The organism is Campylobacter sp. CFSAN093238 (assembly GCF_012898015.1).
GTDB classification, from domain to species: domain Bacteria; phylum Campylobacterota; class Campylobacteria; order Campylobacterales; family Campylobacteraceae; genus Campylobacter_D; species Campylobacter_D jejuni.
On the sequence record NZ_CP040611.1, the window covers coordinates 656,575 to 677,207 of the forward strand.

Consider the following 20,633-nt stretch of genomic DNA (forward strand, 5'->3'; position numbering starts at 1 on the left):
AGTCAATGTCTAAAAAACAAAATAAACTCATTATAAAAAAATTTTAAATAATGCCATAAAAGGAGCATTTTTAAAATTTGATCCACGCTTTATGGTAAAAAATCCTGTTATGTTTATGGTGGAAGTTGGATTGATTCTTACTTTGATTTTAAGTATTTTTCCTACTTTGTTTAATGGAAATTCTGATGAAAGAATTTATAACATCTTAATCACTTTTATTTTATTTGTAACCTTGCTTTTTGCAAGTTTTGCAGAAAGTATTGCAGAAGGAAGGGATAAAGCCCAAGCAGCTACCTTAAGACAAAGCAAAAAGGATTCTAAAGCTAGACGCATAAAAAGTGATGGCAGTGAAGAAATGCTTAATTCTAGCGAGTTAAAAATAGGTGATATAGTTTTAGTTAAAGCAGGTGAACTTATACCTAATGATGGAGAAATTATAGAAGGTGCTGCAAGTGTTGATGAATCAGCTATTACAGGTGAAAGTGCACCTGTTATGCGTGAAGCGGGCGGTGATTTTTCTTCTGTTACAGGTGGGACTACGGTTTTAACTGATTTTTTAAAGATTAAAATTTTAGTTGGAGCTGGGGAAAGTTTTTAGATAAAATGATCAATCTTGTAGAAGGTGCTGCGCGTCAAAAAACTCCAAATGAAATTGCTCTTAATACTCTTTTAATTGTACTTAGTTTGAGTTTTTTGGTGGTGGTTGTAAGTTTATATCCTTTTATGCAATTTTTAGGCGTGAGTTTGCCTATTTCATGGTTAGTAGCATTGCTTGTATGTCTTATTCCTACAACTATAGGGGGGGGGGCTTTTATCAGCTATAGGAATAGCAGGTATGGACAGGGTAACGCGTTTTAATGTGATCGCACTTTCAGGCAAGGCTGTTGAAAGTTGTGGTGATGTTGATACTATGATTTTAGATAAAACAGGAACGATTACTTTTGGAAACCGTTTGGCAAATGAATTTTATGAAGTTCAAGGTATAAGTAAAGAAGAAATGATTAAAGCTTGTGTTTTATCCTCTTTAAAAGAGCGTGTGCAAAAAGATTTGCAAAAATTTTTAGATGAAAATCCGCAAATTACAAAAGAACAAATTCCTTTGGATTTATTAAGTGCTTCAGGATCAGGTCTTGATCCTCATATCAGTCTTCAAGCAGCCCTAGTACAAATTCCTAGGATAAGTCAATCTTCAAAAATCACCAAAGAAGAACTAGAAAAAATCATTCAAGAAAATACCGAGTCTAAATTTTTAGGGATTTTTGGGGAAGAAAAGGTTAATGTTTTAGCTGTTAATATAGCTATTGCTAAAGCCATGAAAAAAGAATAAACATGCAAAGACAAAGTCCTGAACAAATTCTTAAAAAACTTGAGGTTAAAGCTAAGGAAGAAGAAAAAAACAAACTTGCAAAATTAAAAATTTTCTTAGGTTATGCTGCAGGTTCTGGAAAAACTTATGCTATGTTAAGTGAAGCCAGAACTTTAAGGGATAATGGAGTTGATGTTGTTTTAGGCTATATAGAGCCTCACGATAGACCTGAAACAATGGCTTTAACACAAGGTTTTGAAAGTATAGCTAATCTTGAAATTCCTTATAAAAATATAGTATTAAAAGAATTTGATTTAGACGCTACCCTTAAGAGAAAGCCTGCTTTGGTTTTAGTAGATGAGCTTGCACACTAATGCTAAAGGCTTGCGTAATGAAAAGCGTTTTCAAGATATAGAAGAACTTCTAAAAGCAGGGATTGATGTTTATACTACTTTAAATATACAACATTTAGAAAGCTTAAATGATTTAGTCGCTAATATCAGTAAGATAGAAGTTAAAGAGCGTATTCCTGATCGTATTTTTGATGAGGCTGATCAGGTTGAACTTGTTGATATTGAACCTAATAAGCTTTTAAAAAGAATGCAAGATGGTAAAATTTATAAGGAAAAACAAGCTAAACTAGCACTTGAAAATTTCTTTCGCCAAGAAAGACTTATAGCTTTGCGTGAGATTGCCTTAAGAAGACTTGCTTCAAGAGTGAATTTAAGAGCAAGTGAACAAAGGCTTATTAATGATGATTTAGCTTATCATACTGGAGAGCATATTTTAGTTTGTATTAATGCTTCAAATGCAAAGGTTATTCGTGCAGCTGCAAGACTTGCTTTAGCTTTTCATGCTAAATTGAGTGCGCTTTATATGAAAAATCCCAATATTAAAGAAGAAAAAGCCTTAGAAGAAAATATAGAACTAGCTAAAAGTTTTGATGCTGAAATCATTAGCGTATATGATGATATAGCAAGACAAATTGCAGAGTATTCAAGTCTTAGCAATGTTTCTAAAATTGTTTTAGGTAAAAATAAAGATAAAAAAAGTTTAAAGAAGAGATTTTTGAAGCTGTTGCTAAAAAAGCACCCAATATTGATTTATATATTGTTAATGAAAATCAAATTTCTACTCCTAAAATACGAAGTAAAAAAAGTTTTGATTTTTTAGGTTTTTTAAAAATCACAGGAGTTTTGCTTTTAGCAACTTTTATAGCTTTTGTATTTCATAAATTTAATACTCAGCCAAGTAATATGGTTATGATTTTTATTTTAGCAGTTTTTGCTTCTTCTTTTATTTCTGATAATAAAATTTTCGCCTTTTATTCTTCTTTGGTAAGTGTTTTGATTTATAATTTTTTCTTTTTTAGAACCTATTTTTAGTCTTAAAGTTCATGATAGTGGAAATATTATTACTTTTACAACCATGTTTATAGTTGGATTTTTAACAGCTGTTTTTACTAGAAGATTAAAATTGCAATCTAAAAACTCACTAAAAGAGCTTATAGAACAGCTATTTTGCTTGAAAATAGTGAAAATTTAGCAAGAGTGAAAAGCAAACAAGAGCTTTGGGAACAACTTGGAAATCAAGCTTTAAAATTATTAAATTTGCCTATTATTATTTATCCTATAAATAAAAACAATATTTTATCGAAACCTTTGTTGTTTTTTAACGATGATAAGCAAATGTTAAAAAATTGTTTTAGTGCTGATGAGATTGCTATTGCTCAATGGGTTGCAACAAATAAAGAAAGAGCAGGTGTTTGTACAAATACCCTGCCTAATGCTAATGCTATGTATTTACCTATAGAAGATGGGAAAAAACTAAAGGGGTTATAGGTATAGTTTTAAAAGAAAAACGTCCCTTGCAAGACTTTCAGTATGAAATTTTAAGTGCTTTACTTAATGAGGCAGGAGTTAGAACAAGGGATATATTTTTATTATAAATCCCTTAATTTATTAATCTCATCTCTAATAGCAGCAGCTTTTTCAAACTCAAGTGCTTTAGCTGCTTCAAGCATTTGTTTTCTTAACTCTTTGACAAGTTTAGCTCTTTCGCTAGCAGGCATTTTTTCTAGTTTTTTACCTTTGCGATAAATTTCGCCTAAATCCTCTTCATTTTTTAAACTCTCTTCAATATGGCGTTTAACTGAAGTTGGCGTGATATTGTATTTTTTATTATAAGCCATTTGAAGTTTGCGGCGTTCATTTGTGGTATCCATAGCTTCTTGCATGGATTTTGTGATTTTTTTGCAAAAAAGCAAAACCTTACCATTGACATTTCTAGCTGCTCTTCCCATGGTTTGGATTAAACTTGTAGTGCTTCTTAAAAATCCTTCCTTATCTGCATCCATAATGGCAATGAGTGAAACTTCAGGTAGATCTAGTCCTTCTCTAAGTAAGTTAATGCCAATTAGCATATCAAAAGCACCGCTTCTTAAACCTCTTATGATTTCATTACGTTCTATAGCATCGATGTCTGAGTGCATGTATTTGACTTTTATACCAAGCTCTAAATAATACCTTGTAAGTTCTTCAGCGAGTTTTTTAGTTAGCACAGTCACTAAAACACGTTCATTCCTTTGTATGACTTTTTTAGCCTCATCAAATAAAATTTCAACCTGATTATCACTATCTTTTAACTCTATTAAAGGATCAAGCAGTCCCGTAGGACGCATGATTTGATGAAAGATGTTTTCTTTACTCAGTTCAAGTTCTAAAGGTGCAGGTGTGGCTGAAACAAAAAGAAATTGACAATTTTTATGGATAAATTCATCAAACATTAAAGGACGGTTATCCAAGGCTGAAGGCAAACGAAAACCATAATCCACCAAGGTTTGTTTTCTGCTTCTATCTCCTGCAAACATACCTCTAAATTGTGGTAAAGATACATGGCTTTCATCGACTATAACAAGAAATTTTCTATCTTTAATCGCAAAATAATCAAAAAGCGTATAAGGAATATCACCTTCTTTAAGCCCTGTTAAATGTCTTGCATAATTTTCAACGCCTTTACACATTCCTGTGCTTGTAAGCATTTCAAGATCAAATTCAACCCTTTGTTTAAGGCGTTGATATTCTACGAGTTTATTTTCATGTTCAAAATAAGCAAGGCGTTCGTTAAGTTCTGCTTTTATGTCTTTTATCGCTTGTTTTAGCCTTGTTTCACCTACACTAAACTGGCTTGTAGGATAGAGTATGAAGCGTTTTAAATCTTTGCCTTTTTTATTTTCTAAAATATTGTAATGATACATAGCATCAAGCTCATCGCCAAAAAATTCAAGTCTTACTACTTCATCTTCATAATAAGCTGGATAAATGTCTATAATATCTCCTTGAACTCTAAAATCTGCACGATCAAAAAAATTATCATTTCTTTTATAACCCATATCTACAAGTTTTTTTAAAAGTTCTTTTTGTGAAATTTGCATACCTAGTTCAAAGATTAAAACCATGCCTATGTATTCATTTGGATTACCAAGTCCATAATTTGCCGAAACACTAGCTATGCAAACTACATCTTCATAACTTAAAAGAGAAGCAGTAGCACTCAGTCTTAAACGCTCTAAGTCTTCATTAGTGGAGCTGTCTTTTTCTATGAAAACATCAGTGCGTGGAATATAGGCTTCAGGTTGATAATAATCATAATAAGATATAAAATATTCCACATGATTTTTAGAAAAAAAGCCTTTAAATTCGCTATAAAGTTGTGCACAAAGGCTTTTGTTGTGACTCATGATAAGAGTGGGCATATTAAGTTCTTTAATGACATTTGCCATGGTAAAGGTTTTTCCACTTCCTGTAACGCCTAGTAAGGTTTGATATTTGTTGCCTTTTTTTATACTTTTTACTATACCTTTTATGGCTTCTTGTTGATCAGGACTAGGTTTAAATTCGCTGGTAAGTTCTAACATTTTTCTACTTTATTTTTATTTTTGAAAAAATTTTAAAAGAAAATGCTTTAATTAAAAATTAATTGACAATAAAAACCTAAATTTAAATTTTTTTCTGCTACAATATCAAATAATATTTTCCATAAATTACAAATTTTTTAAGAAGGCAAAAATATGTTTGATGAAAAAATAATCAATACTATGACAGATAAAGTAAATGAATTAATTGAAAAGTATAACGAAGTTTGCGAAGCCAATGAGGCTTTAAGAAATGAGCTTGTAAGCGTTAAAGCACAAAATGAAGCAAAAAGTAATCAAATTATGCGTTTGGAAGAAGAACTTAAATCTCGCAATATAGAAAGCGAAGATATTTATAAGAAAATAGAGGCTGTTCTTGGCAGATAATCTAAAACAAGTCATTGTTAATGTTAATGCAAAAGATTTCATTGTTAAGTGCAGTGAAGAATTTGCAAATTTTTTAGAAGATGATATCGCTTTGATTTCAGGGGGTACTAAAAAAATAGAACTTAAACGCTTTGTAGATGCGTTTGTTAAAAAAAGTTATGAAAATTATATTCTAGAAAGAGAACTTAAGAAACTAATAAAAGCAATCAATGAAGAACTCCCGACAAAATGAACAAAGCTTTTACTCTGCTTGAGCTTGTTTTTGTGATTTTGATTTTGGGAATTTTGTCAAGCTTATCTTTATCTTTTATCAATACTACAAAAGATGAGGTTAAAATTTTAAAATTAAAAATGGACTATGAAATGCTAAGCTCAGCTCTTGCTTTAATGCGTAGTCAAATGAGACTTAAAAATTTAAATTTTCCAGAAATTTTAGATAATGCGCAAAACAATCAAGCCAAAGAAAAACTCTTTTATTGTTTAAATGATTGTGATTATTCTTTGCTTGATACACCTATTTATTCTGATTTTAAATCTTGGATAAAAATAGGTAAAAATCACTATAGATTTGCATTAAATGCTAAAGAGATGGTTGAATTTATTTATGATTCTAAAGAAGGTTTGTTAAAATGTATAGGAAGTTCTAGATGCAAAGATCTGATATAAGATATTATGAACTTGCAATTTGTGGTTTGTATTTGGATAATTTAACTTTTCATAGTTTTGATGAAATCAAACCTTTAACACAAGTATTAGTGGATTTAAAATCTAAAAAAAATCTTAAAGCCATCGTACTTAAAGAATGTCAAAAACCTGATTTTAAAACTATAGAAATTAAAGAAATTACAAAGTATTTTCTAACTCCTTTGCAACTTGAATTGGCAAATTTTATTGTTTATTATTATGCTTCAAAACTTGGTTTTGTTTTGGGTTTTTTTGAAACTAGTCCTAAGTATGAATGTCAAAAAATGTTTTTTAAAGATACCCCTAAGCTAAGCAATCAACAACAAAATGCCTTAAGTTTTCTTCAAAAAGAAAATAATTCTTTGCTTTTTGCTGATACAGGTAGTGGTAAGACTGAAATTTATATTTCTTTAATAAAAGAGTGTTTAGAACAGGGTAAGCAAGCTTTACTTTTGATGCCAGAAATCGCACTTACTCCACAAATGCAAAAGCGTTTAGAAGTATATTTTAAGGATAATTTTTTCCTGTGGCATTCTAAAATTTCAAAGAAAAAAAAGCAAGAATATTTAGAGTGTTTTTGCAAGGGAGAAGTGCTTTTAGTAGCGGGTGCAAGATCGGCTTTGTTTTTACCTTTTAGAAATTTAGGACTTATTGTAGTAGATGAAGAACACGATAATTCTTATAAGGCTTCTAACCAGCCTTTTATCAATGCAAGAGATTTAGCACTTTTTTTGGGTCAAAAAAATAATATTAAAGTGGTTTTAGGTTCTGCAACCCCATCTTTAACGAGCTTTTATAAACAAAAAAGTTTTAGACTAAAAGGAACTTTTTTTGAGAGTAAAAAACATTTTTTATATGATGAAAATGAGCTCGGTATAACACCTATGCTTTTAAGCGAATTAGAAAAAAGTTTAAAACATCAAAAACAAGCTATAGTGTTTTTACCTACAAGGGCTAATTTTAGGCAAATCATTTGCAAGGATTGTGGAGAAACGATAAAATGTCCTTTTTGTTCTATTGCTATGAGTATGCATAAAAAGAAAAATATTTTAAAATGTCATTATTGTAATTATACTTCTTTAATAGAGCAAAATTGTCCAAGTTGCAAAGGAGAAATGTTAGAAGCTAGAAAAATTGGGACTGCTGAACTTTTAGAGCTTTTGCAAAATGCTTTGCCTTTAGCAAAAATAGCAAAATTTGATAGCGATGAAATCACAAGCGTTAAAAAGCTTAATACTATTTTAAAAAACTTTAATGAAAATAAGATCGATATACTTATTGGCACTTCTATGCTTGCTAAAGGACATGATTATCATAGTGTGGATTTGAGTGTGATTTTAGGGCTTGATGAATATTTGTTGCGTCCTAGTTTTAGAGCGAGTGAAGAAACTTTAGCTTTAGCTATGCAAGTTGCAGGCAGGGCAGGGCGTAAAGGCGAAGCAAGAGTACTTTTGCAAACAAAAAATAGAGCTTTTTTTGAAAGGTATATAGAGAATTATGATGCTTTTTTAAAAGATGAGTTAGAAAATAGAAAAGATCTTTACCCCCCATTTAAACGCCTTTTAAGAGTTCTTATAGAAGATAAAGATCAAAAAAGTGCACAAAAACTTTGTGAAAAATTTGCTTCTCAATTTAGAAATATCAAACAGGTAGAATTGGTAGGCTATGGAATTTGTGGAGTTGAAATGCTGTATGGAAAATATCGTTTTTATTTGTTGCTTAGAAGTGAAAATCATAAAGCTTTAGTGGCAATTGAAAATTATATTTTGCAATTTAAAAATGCAAGTGCGGATATTGATCCTATTGATTTTGTGTAAGTGATATGATTATTTATCTTTGTATATTTTTTCAAATTCTTTATAATATTTCCAAGAATCAATAATATGAGGATGTGTTTGTTTTAAATGATTTAGTTCATTTTCAAAAATATTAAAAAAAGTGTAAATAAGTGATTTATTTTTTATAAAATAATCTATTACATCTTTTTCTTTCATCATTTTTGATTCTGTTTCATCTATGGTTATTTTAATTTGATATAAAAAATCATACAAATAATGTTTAATTGTTGAAAATAAAAGATTGTTTTGTTCTAATTGCTTAAAATCATTTTTATCAATATATACACCCATATCATTACATAGGTCGTTTTTTATAATTTCTTGTATTATGTCTATTTTTTCATGATTGATATGTTTTCTGTCTAAAATTATGGGAATGCTAGAAGTTCTATCAATATTGAAATTTTTATTATTTTTAGGAGTATTAAGATAAAAGGTGTTATTAATATCTTTAGAATTTGCATAAAGTGTAATAGGAAAAAGATAGCGAATATAACCTCTAAATTCTTTAATTTTAAATAAATCTAATTTATCTTTATGGGGGGGGTAAAATTAAAATTTATAGCAAGTAAATTCATGGTATCGAAGGCCTTTGATTGGCGGATTTCTTCCATATCAAGATAGTATACATTGTCTTTGTTAAAATATTTTAATAAATAAGAGATGATAAAAACTCCTTGTTGTAGTTCATTTATATCGATTTTAATTTTATGATTTTGATGAGTAAGATAGTTGATGTAATAACGCCAATCATAAGTTAGATTAAATTCAGGGGGATAGTTTCTTAAAACTTTACTCCAATCTCTTCCCCAGCTATGCTTTAAAAGTCCTATTGGATCTCGAACTCCGCAAATAATCTTAGAATTAAAATCTAATAAAGATAGATATTTATCAAAATAAGGTAGATTAATTTCTGATATATTAATAGCATATTGAGCAATTGTATTATCATTTAGACACATGTAATTAATACAATATCTCTCTTTGCTATCAGGTGGTAAAACCCAGGAGGCAAAACAAGTTACATCGCAACATTGATTAAGGTATCTTAAAAATGCTGCTGCTCCAACGCCATGTGGAGAAATATAGATAAATTTATAGTGTTTAGGTAGGGGTAAATTTAAATCCCAAGCTAATTCTGCGCAATGTCGACTAGAATCTATTTCTATAAAATTAGGATTGATTAAAGGTGGATAAGGATGTTTTGTTGATAAATATCTATCCCTAAATTCGTTAGAATTGAGCCAAGTGCAAATTGTTTCAATATTTTTCAAAACAAAGGTAAAAAATTTTTCATTATTCGAATTTTTTAAAGCTTGTAAAAGAATTTGAGCTAGGGTTGGAGTTAGGTTATTTTTTATATAGAGTAAAAGATTTTGCATATAACCTCTTTTAATTGTATTTAATTTATATATAATTCATAAATATTTAAATGTCATGAAATTTAAATATATTATCAAAAATAAACTTTAATTAAAGCAATAAAAAGTTAAAATTTGATATTAAAATTTTTCAAAGAGTGAAGTTATGGAGTATAAAAGATTTAAAACCAGACAAATCAAAGTAGGAAATGTTTTAATAGGCGGTGATGCACCCATTTCAGTTCAATCTATGCTTTTTACTAAAACAAGAGATATAGAAGGTTCTTTAGAACAAATCAATCGTCTTTATTTTGCAGGAGCAAACATAGTGCGTTTGGCGTGCTTGGATATGGCTGATGCAAGGGCTTTAAAAGAGATTAAAGCTAAAAGTCCTCTACCTTTAATCGTAGATATTCATTTTAATCATAATTTGGCTGTATATTGTGCTGAATTTATCGATGGCGTGCGTATAAATCCTGGCAATATAGGCTCTAAAGAAAATATTAAAGAAGTGGTAAAAGCATGTAAAGAACGGGGTATCCCTATACGCATCGGTGTAAATCACGGCTCCATAGAAAAACAATTTAGTGATAAATTTGGTTATGGTGTCGATGCCATGCTAGAAAGTGCGATGTATAATATCAAGCTTTTAGAGGATTTAGACTTTTTTGATATTAAAATTTCCATGAAGACTTCAGATGCTCAAAAAACTATAGAAGCTTATGAGAGATTAAGACCGCTTTGTGATTATCCTTTTCACTTAGGGGTAACTGAAGCAGGAACTAAATTTCATAGCACTGTAAAAAGTTCTATAGCTTTAGGAAATTTACTTCTTAAAGGTATAGGCGATACTATGCGTGTTTCTATGACGGGTGAGCTTGAAGAAGAAATTCGTGTAGCGAGAGCAATTTTGCAAGATAGCGGAGTACAAAAAAGCGGAGTAAATATTATTTCATGTCCAACTTGCGGTAGGATTCAAAGTGATTTGTTAAGTGCGATTAAAATCGTAGAGGAAAAAACCAAGCATATAAAAGAACCTTTAAACATCAGTGTCATGGGTTGTGTGGTAAATGCTTTAGGCGAAGCTAAGGGCGCTGATGTGGCTATAGCCTTTGGGAAAAATCAAGGACTTGTCATAAGACATGGTGAAGTTGTAGCTAAATTAAAAGAAAGTGAACTTGTAGATAGATTTTTAGCTGAAGTTGAAGATGAGGTTAAAAGTAGGGCTGTAAAAGAATAAAAGCCTAAAAGCAAGGTTTAACCTTGCTTTTAGAATGGCCATATCGCTTCTATAACTTTACTACCCCAAGGTTTTCTTGTGCTTCTATCCACTTCTCCTTCTGTTTTATATAGAATTTTAGCATCTGCTATATATTTACTATCTATAGTATTGTCTTGACCGATGTCATAAGGACGAATAACACCGCTTAATTGTATGATTTGCTTCTCCCCGTTGATTAAAAGCTCTCTTGAACCTTCGATAAAATAATTACCATTTGATAAAATTTTAATTACACGCGTTGAAATTGTAGTATTGAAACTTTCATTTCTGCTTTGTGAGCCTGTTCCTGTGTAGTTGTTTGAACTATTGGTTTGAAAGCCTATATTAGAATAAGCATTGACTTTATTAAGAGCATTAGCTACCACTCCTGAACTTCCTGTTAAAGCACCTCCGCCTAAATTTGAGGTATTAGTTCTACTTGTTGCTTTATTAGCTTGTGTGCTTTGAGTGGTGCTTTCTTGTATAACAACTGTAACTAAATCATTTACATTCATAGCTTTTTTATCTGAAAATAAAGGATTATCCCCTTTGCCAAAAAGCGATCCTGGTGCACTTTCTACATTATTACTTTGTTTTGGTGCAAGTTCTTCTACATAAGCAGGTGGTTTCATTGAAATTTGCGGATCAACCGTTGCAGAACAACCAAAAAATGCAAACGGTAACACATAAAATAAAACTTTTTTCATTTTCGTCCTTTAAAATATGAATTTTTATTTTTCTTTGTTAAAATTAGAAAAAGCAAAGAGTGTTCCACATTTATAAATTCAAGGAGAAAATGATGGCAAATCTTTATTTGATGAGATCTAGAAGTGATGAGTTAAATACTATTATTAGTACAAATTTGCTTAAAAATTATAGCAAAATTTACAAAAATATCGCAATTTATTGCCCTGTAATATACATACATCGCGTCCCTGTTTTGCAAGGTTGGTTGGAAGAATTTAATATCAATCAAACTGTAAAAAGCGCTTATGGTTTTACCTTTAGAGAGGCAATGGAGGAATTTAGCAAAGATCCTCATAATTTTTTTAATGTTATTTTAGAAGAATACGAAGAGTTAAAACGCAAATACGATTTTGTGCTTGTAAATAGCTTTTGCGAATTTGGAATACTTGATGGATTTGATCTTAGTATAAAATTGGCTAAAAATCTTAATACCCCTATCGCTGCTATTATTAACGATGAAGATAAACTTATAGCTCAAAAATATTTCGATCATGCCCTAGATGGTCGTAATTATGTTTTGATTAATGAAAAATTTAATTTTGAAGAAGTGCAAAAGCTTAAAGAGTATGATTTTATAACTCCGCATCGTTTTAAATATGAATTGATTAAACAAAGCGTAAAAAATAAAAAAACTGTTGTTTTGCCAGAAAGTAATGATGAGAGAATTTTAAAAGCTGCTGAAATTTTATTAAAAAGTAAAGTTGTTGATCTTATTTTATTAGGTGATGAGGAAAAAATCAAACAAGATGCCGCTAGATTAAGTCTTGATTTAAGTACTATACAAATTATGAATCCACTTAATTCAGAATATAATCAAGAATTTACTTCTATTCTTTATGAAGCAAGAAAATCTAAAGGCATGAGTTTAGAAGAGGCTAAGATGCTAGTTCAGGATAAAACTTATTTTGGAACTTTGCTTATACATACTGGAAAAGCTGATGCTATGGTTAGTGGAGCATCAACTACTACAGCTGAAACGATTCGCCCAGCATTACAGCTTATTAAAACCAAAGAAGGTATTAGTTCCGTTTCAGGAATTTTCTTTATGGGGCTTGAAGATCAAGTTTTAGCTTTTGCTGATTGTGCTGTAAATCCAAGTCCAACTGCCGAACAGCTTGCAACTAGTGCTTATGTAAGTGCTATGACTGCTAAATCTTTTGGACTTGAACCAAGAATAGCTTTGCTTTCTTATTCTAGTGGTGATAGCGGTAAAGGAGAAAGCGTAGATCTTGTAAAAGAAGCATTAAAGATTGCTAAAGAAAAATATCCTGAGTTGAATATAGATGGTCCTATGCAGTTTGACTGCGCTTATGATCCAAAAACTGCAGCAAAGAAAATGCCAAATTCTAAGATAGCAGGTCATGCAAATGTGTATATTTTTCCTGATCTTAACGCAGCAAATATTTGTTACAAAGCAGTTCAAAGAACTGCTAATGCTTTAGCAATCGGTCCTATTTTGCAAGGTCTTAAAAAACCTGTTAATGATTTAAGTCGTGGATGTTTGGTAGATGATATTGTAGATACCGTAATTTTAAGTGCAATACAAGCTCAATAGAAAGGAATGATAAATGAAAATTTTAGTTTTAAATTCAGGTTCTTCATCGATTAAATTTAAATTTTTTGATAATAAAATCGTTAAAGCCAGTGGATTGGTAGAAAAAATTGGAGAGCAAAATTCAAAGGTTGTATTAAAAAATACTTTAAATAACGAAAGTTTTGAAAGAGAATTAACAATAAATAATCACGAAGAAGGACTTAGTATAGTCAACGAGCTTTTTAAAGAATCAGGAATTTTAGCAGATTTAAATGCTCTTGATGGCTGTGGTCATCGTATAGTTCACGGGGGAAGAAATTTAAGTGAGCATTGTTTAGTAGATGATTATGTTCTTAAAGAGATAGATAGGGTTAGTATTTTTGCTCCTTTGCATAATCCTGCCCATTTAGCAGGTATAAAAACAATGATCAAAGCTGCACCTAGTGTTGCTAATGCAGCTATTTTTGATACAGCTTTTCATCGCACTATGCCTGATTTTGCTTATATGTATGCTTTGCCTTATGATTTTTATGATAAGCATAATATTAGAAGATATGGTTTTCATGGGACTTCTCATGCTTATGTTAGTTCTAGAGCGGCAAAATTTCTTCAAAAAGATCAAAATGAATTAAATGTCATCTCTGCTCATCTTGGAAATGGTGCAAGTGTATGTGCTATAGAAAAAGGTAAGAGTATGGATACTTCTATGGGCTTTACTCCACTTGAAGGACTTATTATGGGAACGCGTTGTGGAGATTTAGACCCTGCTATTTTACCTTTTGTTAGTCATCTTAAGGGTTTAACTATAGAAGAAATAGATACACTGATGAATAAAAAAAGTGGAGTATATGGAATTTGCGGTTATAATGATTTTAGAGATATAGAAAGAGAGATAGAACAAGGTAATGATAAAGCACGCTTGGCTCTTGATATGTTTTGTTATCGTCTTGTAAAATACATAGGAGCTTATTTCGCTATATTACCAAAAACCGATGCTATTATTTTTACAGGTGGTATAGGAGAAAATGATAGTTTGGTTCGACAAAAAGTATGCGAGAGATTAGCTCATCTTGGTATCGAGTTAGATTTTGAACTTAACAAACAAAGGATTTCGGGCGAAAGAATGATAAATCATGCAAATTCTAAACTTAAAGTGCTTGTTATTCCTACAGATGAAGAATTAGAAATCGCTAGAATCACAGAAGAACTTATCGGTAAAAATTAAATTTTAAAAACTATATAAATCTTTCATTTATATAGTTTTTAGCAAGGTTGTATATTCACTTTGCTTTTCATTTAAAACTTTAAAAGTGCTTATCATGTAAGAAAATTCATCATCACTTAAACCATAAAGTTCTTTAACCAATAAATCATTTTTTGCTCTTAAGATATCATAAGCTTTTTTAGTTTTTGGAATTTCTTCATTTTTTATATTAAATTCTTGTTTTAGCTCATCAAAATGATGATTTTTATCATTGTAAAGCTGTAAAAGCAAAGCATTTTTAGCGAGGGTTTTATAAATTTCATTGTTTTGAATTTCTTCATCACTTGGTTGAGGCAGAGGAATTCTTTCTAGATAGGTTTTGCTTACATTGATTTGCACCATATTTCTTATGATAAAATCAACCACTAAAGAATTAAACAAAGCCAAAACAAATAAAATTCTTTCATAAGGCACTATATCCATGCAAATTGCATCATCTTTTACAATATATTGTTTCGGAATATTAGAATAAACACTATTTCCGCACCCGCAATTTTTTGGCAATAAAGAAGCTATCAAGGTTCTTTCATTTGTATCGCTTGCAATAGTTCTATATCCAAGTCTAAAAAATTCTCTATCGTATTTTATCAATTTAGGATTTAATTCTTTCCCAGTAGCTTTTTTAGCTCTTGAAAGTTCTTTGCTTTTTAATCGCTCGTCAAATTTAGCCTTTTCTAAAAAATAAGTAGCTTGGCTAAAATTTGTATCAAACTGATGTATCATTTTGCCTTCAAATAAAGGCAAAAGTCCTTCCCTAAACTCTTCTATAAACAAATCTTTATCATTTGTCATATGAAGTTCATTTACAAAATCTATATAATCAAAAGACAAGTTTTGAAAAGCATTGTAGCATTTTCTTAGAATTTCTAAAGCCTGTTTGTCTTTTAACTCCATTAAAGCTAGGTGAGTTGGGCTTAGTTTTTTGATATCTTTTAAACTTAGAGTTAAAATTTCATCTTTGTTTTTTAATGAGTTCATATCTGTTTTATAAAACATCGTTTTGATTTTGTGAGTGTGATTTGCTTGTGTGTTTTTTACTTGCATAAGAGCAAATTTATAGCTTTTATGCACATCAGCAAATATAGCTTGTCTATTTTCAAAACTATAAAAATATTCTAAAGTTTTATTTTCTAAAATTTCTTTTCTTAAAGTTAAGCTTCCATCTTCAAACATCAAAGCACTAGGAAGTACATAAGCTAAATTTCCATCTTGTTTTAAAAGAGAAAGATTTTTTTCTACAAAAAGACGAAATAAATTTCCATCTCCACTGCCTTTGTTTAAAGGATAAGCTTTTTTATAATACTCGCTTAAATCATTTATATATGCTTTTTGTTTTTCATAATTTTGCTTTATATAATCTTTCGCTAGCAAATTGTCTTGAATTTCTTTTTTCTTGCTAGCGATTAAGCTTCTATAATCGCTTTTATATTGCGGAAAGAAATCATCGTCACTAAATTTAGTTTTATCCCAAGGTGGATTACCTATGATGATATCAAAGCCTTTAAAGACTTGATTTTCTACGATTTCAGGAAATTCTAACTCATAGTTAAAGAAATTAAATTCTTTTTGATATTTGCTAATGATAGCTTTTGCTTGTTCATTTTGGCTTAAATTTTGTATATCATCTTGACTTAGGGCTTTTAGAATTTGTAATTCTTCTTTGTTGACAAAATGAAGCGTGTTGATATAGTTTAGATATAAATTTAGTTTATTAAGTTTTGGTGTGATTTCATTTTGATAGATTTGTTTAGATTGTTTGATTTGTTCTTCGTTGGTATCTTTTAGATTGTCAAGTTTTTCAAATACTTCTTGTAAAATTTCAAATTCTTGTGTTATGGAATTTGTAAAAAGGTTGCTTGAGTTTTGTTTTATCAAATCTTTAAAATCACTTAGGTTAGAATTTATCAAAGCATTGCCGCACTTTATGTGGTGTTCTATAAAAGAAAGTGGGGTTGTAAAGATAAAACTATCTATCCAAAGGCTAAGTTTAGTAAGCTCTATGCTAAAAGGGTTTAAATCCACTCCATAAATAATGCGTTTTAGTAAAAGTCGTTTTAAAATATCACTCTCATCTACTTCATAGTCTTGCACAAAATCTTTTATATGATTTAAAATATTTTCTTTTTCTTCTTCGTAAAGTTCTTTTAAATTTGTAAAATGATCAAAATCTGATAAAACAATGTGTGTAATAGCGTTTAAAACTCCAACTAAAAAATGTCCACTACCGCAAGCATTGTCTAGTATTTTAAATTTCAAAATATTTTCATTGTTTAGTTTGTCTTTTAAAGCACTTTGGATTAAAAAATTAGCTATGGATTGAGGTGTGTAAAAGCTTGCGCTTGCTTTTCTTGAGTTGCTAGTATTTTTAAGGTAAATTTGTCCTTTTTTGTAAAAGGTGTATTTTTCTACTTTTTTTGATTTTTCTAAAATTTTGAAATCATAATTATCAAAATAACATTCTATTTCTTTTGATTTTTCTTTATAGCTTACATAGTAAATATCTTCATTTGCTATTTCAAAAAAATAAGAAAGCAAGCCTTCATAAATCGTGCCTAAATGTTCTACACTTAAAGTTTTGTAATCTCTTTTAAAGCTTAGATTTTTATCTTTAAAATTTAATAATTGGTTTAAAATGAATTTTAAATCTTTATCGTTAAAGATTTTTGGCGTGCTTAAAAGAGCGGTTTTGCTCTCATCAAACAAACCGCCATTAAAAACAGGCATGTCAAAATTGCCTTTGCCTTTGTTGTAAATGTTGAAAATATTTTCAAGTTCTCCAAAGCCACCACTTGAGCTTTCATCTTCTTGTAAATTTTCAAGTAAGGTTCTAAGACTGATTTTACTTTTAAAATACTTATGTTTTTCTAGTATAATTTCAAATTTATCTTCAAAATAAGCAATAAATAAAAGCCTAAAGATAAAATATAAAGAATTTTCATAGATTAGTTTTAAATCCGCCTTTGTTTTATTGTAAATTCTAGAGCCTATGAATTCAAATAAAGATTCATTTCCATTGGTTCCGTAAATGATAGATTTTAAATCATCTTCTATTTTGATTTTTGAAAGTTTATTGTTTTGTAGAGTTATTTCTAAATGATCTTCTTTTTCTGTGAAATTAAAAGCGCTAAATACACTATAAAAATACGCAAAAGCTTCAATATTTTGATCTTCAATGATTTTTTCTAGATTGATTTCGTAAAAAACTTTGTTTGAATTCAGTATAGAATTATCATAAAAACGCCAAAATCTACCATTGGTTAAAAAACCATAATTTTTCTTAAGATTGCCTAGATATCTTAGAATTTGAAAGTGAGGGTTGTCTTTTACTTTTTTATTGTCTATTTCTATATTATAAGCTTTTGACTCTAAAATGATTGTGAAATCATTGCTTGATTTTTTTGTTTCTTTGTCTAAATTTTCGTATTTTGATTTTAATTTGTCATTGCTAAAAAGTAGAAAATCAGGTTTTTCCAATTTTCCTTGTATGATTTTTTCATCTTGTCTTACAAAGCACCACCCTAAAATTTCTAATACTTTTGATATAAATTCATCTTCAAATTGATGTTCGTTTTGTTTTATAAATTTATTTTTGTCGTAAATTTTTGTAATTTTAGTTAAAATATCTCTAAAGGCTTTTTGATTTGCGTTGAAATTATAAATCTTAGGAAAGTCAATTTCTAAAGAATAGCTTGTAAAAAGATTATTGTTGAGGTATTTTTTAAGTTCTTGATAGTAATTCATGGCTTTCTTTCTAAAGTATTTTTAAAAATTTGACATTTTAAATTATATCTAAAAAATTTAAAGACTTGTGCTTATTTATGAAAATGATTTTTTAGTTGGAATTAATTTTCTTTGGATAAAATTTTAATTAAAAAATAAAGCGTGGATTATGAAAAAATTTAAAGAATTTAGCCTTCGTTTTTTATTTAAAGTATCAGAGCAACCTGTTCTTATAAGAGATTTATTAGAGGCAAATGCACTTTTTAACGATGGAATGCTTGTAGATCCTTCTAAGCTAAATTTTAATTTCAAAATTCTAAATTCTTATATTTATTTTGGTGTTTTTTGCGCTGTGATTTTATTGCCATTGCTTTTGATTACTCATTATTTTTTAACAAAGCTTGACTTTCATATAAGCATAGTGAGCGCTGTTATGGTTACTGCTTGTGTATTTATAGGATATGATATTTTTAAAGTTTATACTCGCAAAATAATCTCAAAAAAAATAATACAAAAAGCCTGGGCTTTACACTTTCCTTATTTTGCTTATGAAAAGTACTCTACAATGGCGGGTGAATTTTATAAAGAAGCTTTAAAAGAAGAAATTCCAAAAGCAAATTTAGAGCAGTATGTTTTAGATAAGATTATTCATTCTAAATAATCTAAAATTTGATTTTGGAATCGCATATTTTCAAGTCTTCTTTTTAAGTCTTTATTTTCCTCGTTTAAAACACTTTCTTCTGTTCTTAATGTAGCAATCTCTCTACTAAGATAATAAATTTGATTTCTAATATAAATTTGTGGGGCAAATAAAAATAATGCAAAACTAACAAGTAAAGCTGCAAAAAGAAGATGATTGAAGTTTAGGTTTCTATCTTCTTTGGTAGCATTAGAGAAGCCTTCTAGTAAAATATTTTTTGCCTTTTGAGCATCTTCATCATTTTGTTGTTTTTCTTGAGCTTGATTAGATGGTTTTGGAAGTTCTTGTTTATTTTCTTGTGGTGTTATTTTTTTTTGTAAATTTTCTAAACTTTTCTTGATATTAGGTTGATTTTTAACATCTAGTTTTTTTTCTATAATTAGAGGTTTTTGTATTTTACTTTCTGTTTTTTGAATTTTTTCTATAGAATTTGTAAGTCCCTTTTTTTCTTGTTTTGTTTGAGTGGTAGCTTGATTGCTTTTTGTTTGAATTTGTGTTTTGGTTTGGATATTTTTTATTTCGTTTGCTTTTTTTCTGCTAAATAAAAAATTTTTTTTAGTTTTTTTATTTTCTTCTTTTCTTCTTTCTTTCATTTTGGAAAAAATTTTTTTAGCAAGAGATTGCTTTTCTTCTAATTTAACATTGATTAGATCTTCTTTTAAATATATATTTGATTTTTTAGTATGTTTTGACTCATACTCTTCATCGAGTTCTTTTAAGAATTTATTAGGAGTCTTTTTTTTAAAACGACGTCTTAAAATATCATCGCTAGAAATTTCATCTCTTAAATCATCATCAAGCGGTTTGCCTTGATTTATGGCGCGAGAAAATTTCAGCATTTTTTGGCGTATGTTTTGGCGTTCTTTTATAAAATCATCTTCTAGCATTATTTATTATCCAAATTATTAAAATAAAAAGCCCGCATTTTAGCACAACTAGAGCGAGAATTTTTTAAAAGTTCTTCCTTGCTCGCACTTATAGCTTTTTTAGTTATTATTTGTCCTAGGCTATGGTTATTTCCACATTCGCAACGCATTATTTTTTCATTACAAATGCAGTTTTTTGACCATTTTTTGAAAAATTGTTTTACTATTCTATCTTCTAAAGAATGAAAGCTAATGATAGCTAAAATGCAATTTTTTGGTTTTAAATTTTCTAAATGTTCAAGAAAATCTTTAAGCACTTTAAGTTCTTGATTTACTTCTATTCTAATGGCTTGAAATGCTAAAGTAGCTTTGGAAATTTTTCTATGATTTTGTTTACCTTTTCCTATGATTTGATAAAGCTCTTTGGCACCTTTGATTGGATTTTTACTTCTTTCTAGGCAAATTTTTTTAGCAATAAAATGTGCATCATATAATTCTCCATAATCTTTAAAAATGGAAGTTAATTGCTCTTTTGTATAAGTATTAATAATCTCATAAGCCGATATTTTGGAGTTTTGATTCATTCTCATATCCAAAAAGTCAGAATTTACACTAAAACCTCTTTCGTTATTATCAAGCTGAAATGAAGAAACTCCAATGTCTGCTAAAATACCTCTTAATTCTTCTTTATGTGAAATTTTTTCTAAAACTTCACTAAAATTACTTTGCATAAAAGTTATCCTATTGCGAAAATCTTTAAGGCGTTTTTTAGAAAATTCTAAAGCTTGTTGATCTTGATCACAAGCAATGAATTTAAGATCAGGATGATTTTTAAGCAAAGCTTCACTATGTCCGCCAAATCCTAAAGTGCAGTCTAAAAAATAACCTGTTTTAAGATTTTTAAAAATCTCTTGAACTTCATTAAGCAAAACTGGGATATGAGGAATTTCCAAAATCAATCCTAATAAATTTTTATAAACTATAATTATAACTAAATTTCATTGTAAAAATCATAAAATTTAAAGAACAAATATTTTTTGGTAAAAATTTTA

16 protein-coding genes and 4 pseudogenes are annotated in these 20,633 nt (G+C 29.2%); 14 read left to right on the forward strand and 6 right to left on the reverse strand.

Annotated elements, in window-relative coordinates; all coding sequences use genetic code 11:
* Positions 1–5 precede the first annotated feature (5 nt).
* From FBF21_RS03505 to FBF21_RS09160, 6 genes and pseudogenes are all read left to right on the forward strand, one after another.
* Positions 6–1,033: pseudogene (locus FBF21_RS03505) on the forward strand (HAD-IC family P-type ATPase); the annotation flags it as partial.
* Positions 1,022–1,327, forward strand: a pseudogene (locus FBF21_RS09070) (potassium-transporting ATPase subunit C); the annotation flags it as partial. The pseudogenes FBF21_RS03505 and FBF21_RS09070, both read left to right, overlap by 12 nt.
* A gap of 131 nt (positions 1,328–1,458) precedes the next feature.
* Positions 1,459–2,479 (forward strand): annotated as a pseudogene (locus FBF21_RS09150) (sensor histidine kinase KdpD).
* Positions 2,480–2,502: 23 nt separating this feature from the next.
* Complete coding sequence (locus FBF21_RS09365) at positions 2,503–2,691, forward strand: DUF4118 domain-containing protein (RefSeq protein ID WP_230099897.1); 189 nt, start codon at positions 2,503–2,505, stop codon at positions 2,689–2,691.
* Between the two features lie 28 nt (positions 2,692–2,719).
* The gene (locus FBF21_RS09370; RefSeq protein WP_230099906.1) at positions 2,720–2,851 is read left to right on the forward strand and encodes a hypothetical protein; all 132 of its coding nucleotides are present in this window, start codon (positions 2,720–2,722) and stop codon (positions 2,849–2,851) included.
* The gene (locus tag FBF21_RS09160; protein WP_230099896.1) at positions 2,827–3,147 is read left to right on the forward strand and encodes a hypothetical protein; all 321 of its coding nucleotides are present in this window, start codon (positions 2,827–2,829) and stop codon (positions 3,145–3,147) included. The genes FBF21_RS09370 and FBF21_RS09160 overlap by 25 nt, the downstream gene beginning before the upstream one ends.
* Positions 3,148–3,248: 101 nt before the next feature.
* On the opposite strand, the gene uvrB is transcribed toward FBF21_RS09160, so the two are convergent.
* The gene (gene uvrB / locus FBF21_RS03515) at positions 3,249–5,222 is read right to left on the reverse strand and encodes an excinuclease ABC subunit UvrB (RefSeq protein ID WP_002869815.1); all 1,974 of its coding nucleotides are present in this window, start codon (positions 5,220–5,222) and stop codon (positions 3,249–3,251) included.
* 153 nt (positions 5,223–5,375) lie between these two features.
* On the opposite strand from uvrB, the gene FBF21_RS03520 reads away from it, so the two are divergent.
* From FBF21_RS03520 to FBF21_RS03535, 4 genes are read left to right on the forward strand one after another with little or no spacing between them, the layout of a single operon-like run.
* Entirely contained in the window at positions 5,376–5,606 is a 231-nt protein-coding gene (locus FBF21_RS03520; RefSeq protein WP_002852327.1) for a hypothetical protein, read from the forward strand.
* The gene (locus FBF21_RS03525; protein WP_002854947.1) at positions 5,596–5,838 is read left to right on the forward strand and encodes a hypothetical protein; all 243 of its coding nucleotides are present in this window, start codon (positions 5,596–5,598) and stop codon (positions 5,836–5,838) included. The genes FBF21_RS03520 and FBF21_RS03525 overlap by 11 nt, the downstream gene beginning before the upstream one ends.
* On the forward strand, positions 5,835–6,272 hold the full coding sequence (locus FBF21_RS03530; protein ID WP_002852324.1) for a prepilin-type N-terminal cleavage/methylation domain-containing protein: 438 nt from the start codon (positions 5,835–5,837) through the stop codon (positions 6,270–6,272). Before FBF21_RS03525 ends, FBF21_RS03530 begins: the two co-directional genes overlap by 4 nt.
* Positions 6,254–8,107, forward strand: a complete 1,854-nt coding sequence (locus tag FBF21_RS03535; protein WP_002860009.1) for a primosomal protein N' — start codon at positions 6,254–6,256, stop codon at positions 8,105–8,107. The genes FBF21_RS03530 and FBF21_RS03535 overlap by 19 nt, the downstream gene beginning before the upstream one ends.
* A gap of 9 nt (positions 8,108–8,116) precedes the next feature.
* Here FBF21_RS03535 and FBF21_RS03540 read toward each other — a convergent pair.
* Positions 8,117–9,510: pseudogene (locus tag FBF21_RS03540) on the reverse strand (DUF2972 domain-containing protein).
* Positions 9,511–9,655: 145 nt separating this feature from the next.
* On the opposite strand from FBF21_RS03540, the gene ispG reads away from it, so the two are divergent.
* Positions 9,656–10,729, forward strand: coding sequence for a flavodoxin-dependent (E)-4-hydroxy-3-methylbut-2-enyl-diphosphate synthase (gene ispG, locus FBF21_RS03545; RefSeq protein WP_002854766.1), 1,074 nt, complete (start codon positions 9,656–9,658; stop codon positions 10,727–10,729).
* Between the two features lie 29 nt (positions 10,730–10,758).
* Here the strand turns inward: ispG and flgH are convergent, their stop codons facing one another.
* Positions 10,759–11,457 (reverse strand): flagellar basal body L-ring protein FlgH, encoded by a 699-nt coding sequence (gene flgH, locus FBF21_RS03550; RefSeq protein ID WP_002864738.1) that lies wholly within the window; start codon positions 11,455–11,457, stop codon positions 10,759–10,761.
* Between the two features lie 89 nt (positions 11,458–11,546).
* Between flgH and pta the strand changes: the two genes are divergently transcribed.
* Both pta and FBF21_RS03560 read left to right on the forward strand, forming a co-directional pair.
* Positions 11,547–13,052, forward strand: a complete 1,506-nt coding sequence (gene pta, locus FBF21_RS03555; RefSeq protein ID WP_010790824.1) for a phosphate acetyltransferase — start codon at positions 11,547–11,549, stop codon at positions 13,050–13,052.
* Positions 13,053–13,065: 13 nt separating this feature from the next.
* A complete protein-coding gene (locus FBF21_RS03560) occupies positions 13,066–14,256 on the forward strand; it encodes an acetate kinase (protein WP_165433005.1) in 1,191 nt (396 codons plus the stop codon).
* 27 nt (positions 14,257–14,283) lie between these two features.
* On the opposite strand, the gene FBF21_RS03565 is transcribed toward FBF21_RS03560, so the two are convergent.
* Positions 14,284–18,036, reverse strand: a complete 3,753-nt coding sequence (locus FBF21_RS03565) for an Eco57I restriction-modification methylase domain-containing protein (protein WP_165433006.1) — start codon at positions 18,034–18,036, stop codon at positions 14,284–14,286.
* 148 nt (positions 18,037–18,184) lie between these two features.
* Between FBF21_RS03565 and FBF21_RS03570 the strand changes: the two genes are divergently transcribed.
* Positions 18,185–18,676 (forward strand): hypothetical protein, encoded by a 492-nt coding sequence (locus tag FBF21_RS03570; RefSeq protein ID WP_002852223.1) that lies wholly within the window; start codon positions 18,185–18,187, stop codon positions 18,674–18,676.
* Here the strand turns inward: FBF21_RS03570 and FBF21_RS03575 are convergent.
* Both FBF21_RS03575 and rsmH read right to left on the reverse strand, forming a co-directional pair.
* Positions 18,664–19,602: a hypothetical protein gene (locus FBF21_RS03575; protein ID WP_032582058.1), complete on the reverse strand. Its 939-nt coding sequence runs from the start codon at positions 19,600–19,602 to the stop codon at positions 18,664–18,666. The genes FBF21_RS03570 and FBF21_RS03575 overlap by 13 nt on opposite strands.
* The gene (gene rsmH, locus FBF21_RS03580) at positions 19,602–20,540 is read right to left on the reverse strand and encodes a 16S rRNA (cytosine(1402)-N(4))-methyltransferase RsmH (protein ID WP_079351421.1); all 939 of its coding nucleotides are present in this window, start codon (positions 20,538–20,540) and stop codon (positions 19,602–19,604) included. Before rsmH ends, FBF21_RS03575 begins: the two co-directional genes overlap by 1 nt.
* Between the last annotated feature and the right edge of the window lie 93 nt (positions 20,541–20,633).

Coding starts and splice junctions, on each gene's coding strand:
- uvrB (WP_002869815.1), bottom strand. CDS start 5,222: ATGTTAGAACTTACCAGCGAATTTAAACCTAGTCCTGATCAACAAGAA.
- FBF21_RS03520 (WP_002852327.1), top strand. CDS start 5,376: ATGTTTGATGAAAAAATAATCAATACTATGACAGATAAAGTAAATGAA.
- FBF21_RS03530 (WP_002852324.1), top strand. CDS start 5,835: ATGAACAAAGCTTTTACTCTGCTTGAGCTTGTTTTTGTGATTTTGATT.
- FBF21_RS03535 (WP_002860009.1), top strand. CDS start 6,254: ATGCAAAGATCTGATATAAGATATTATGAACTTGCAATTTGTGGTTTG.
- ispG (WP_002854766.1), top strand. CDS start 9,656: ATGGAGTATAAAAGATTTAAAACCAGACAAATCAAAGTAGGAAATGTT.
- flgH (WP_002864738.1), bottom strand. CDS start 11,457: ATGAAAAAAGTTTTATTTTATGTGTTACCGTTTGCATTTTTTGGTTGT.
- pta (WP_010790824.1), top strand. CDS start 11,547: ATGATGGCAAATCTTTATTTGATGAGATCTAGAAGTGATGAGTTAAAT.
- FBF21_RS03560 (WP_165433005.1), top strand. CDS start 13,066: ATGAAAATTTTAGTTTTAAATTCAGGTTCTTCATCGATTAAATTTAAA.
- FBF21_RS03565 (WP_165433006.1), bottom strand. CDS start 18,036: ATGAATTACTATCAAGAACTTAAAAAATACCTCAACAATAATCTTTTT.
- FBF21_RS03570 (WP_002852223.1), top strand. CDS start 18,185: ATGAAAAAATTTAAAGAATTTAGCCTTCGTTTTTTATTTAAAGTATCA.
- FBF21_RS03575 (WP_032582058.1), bottom strand. CDS start 19,602: ATGCTAGAAGATGATTTTATAAAAGAACGCCAAAACATACGCCAAAAA.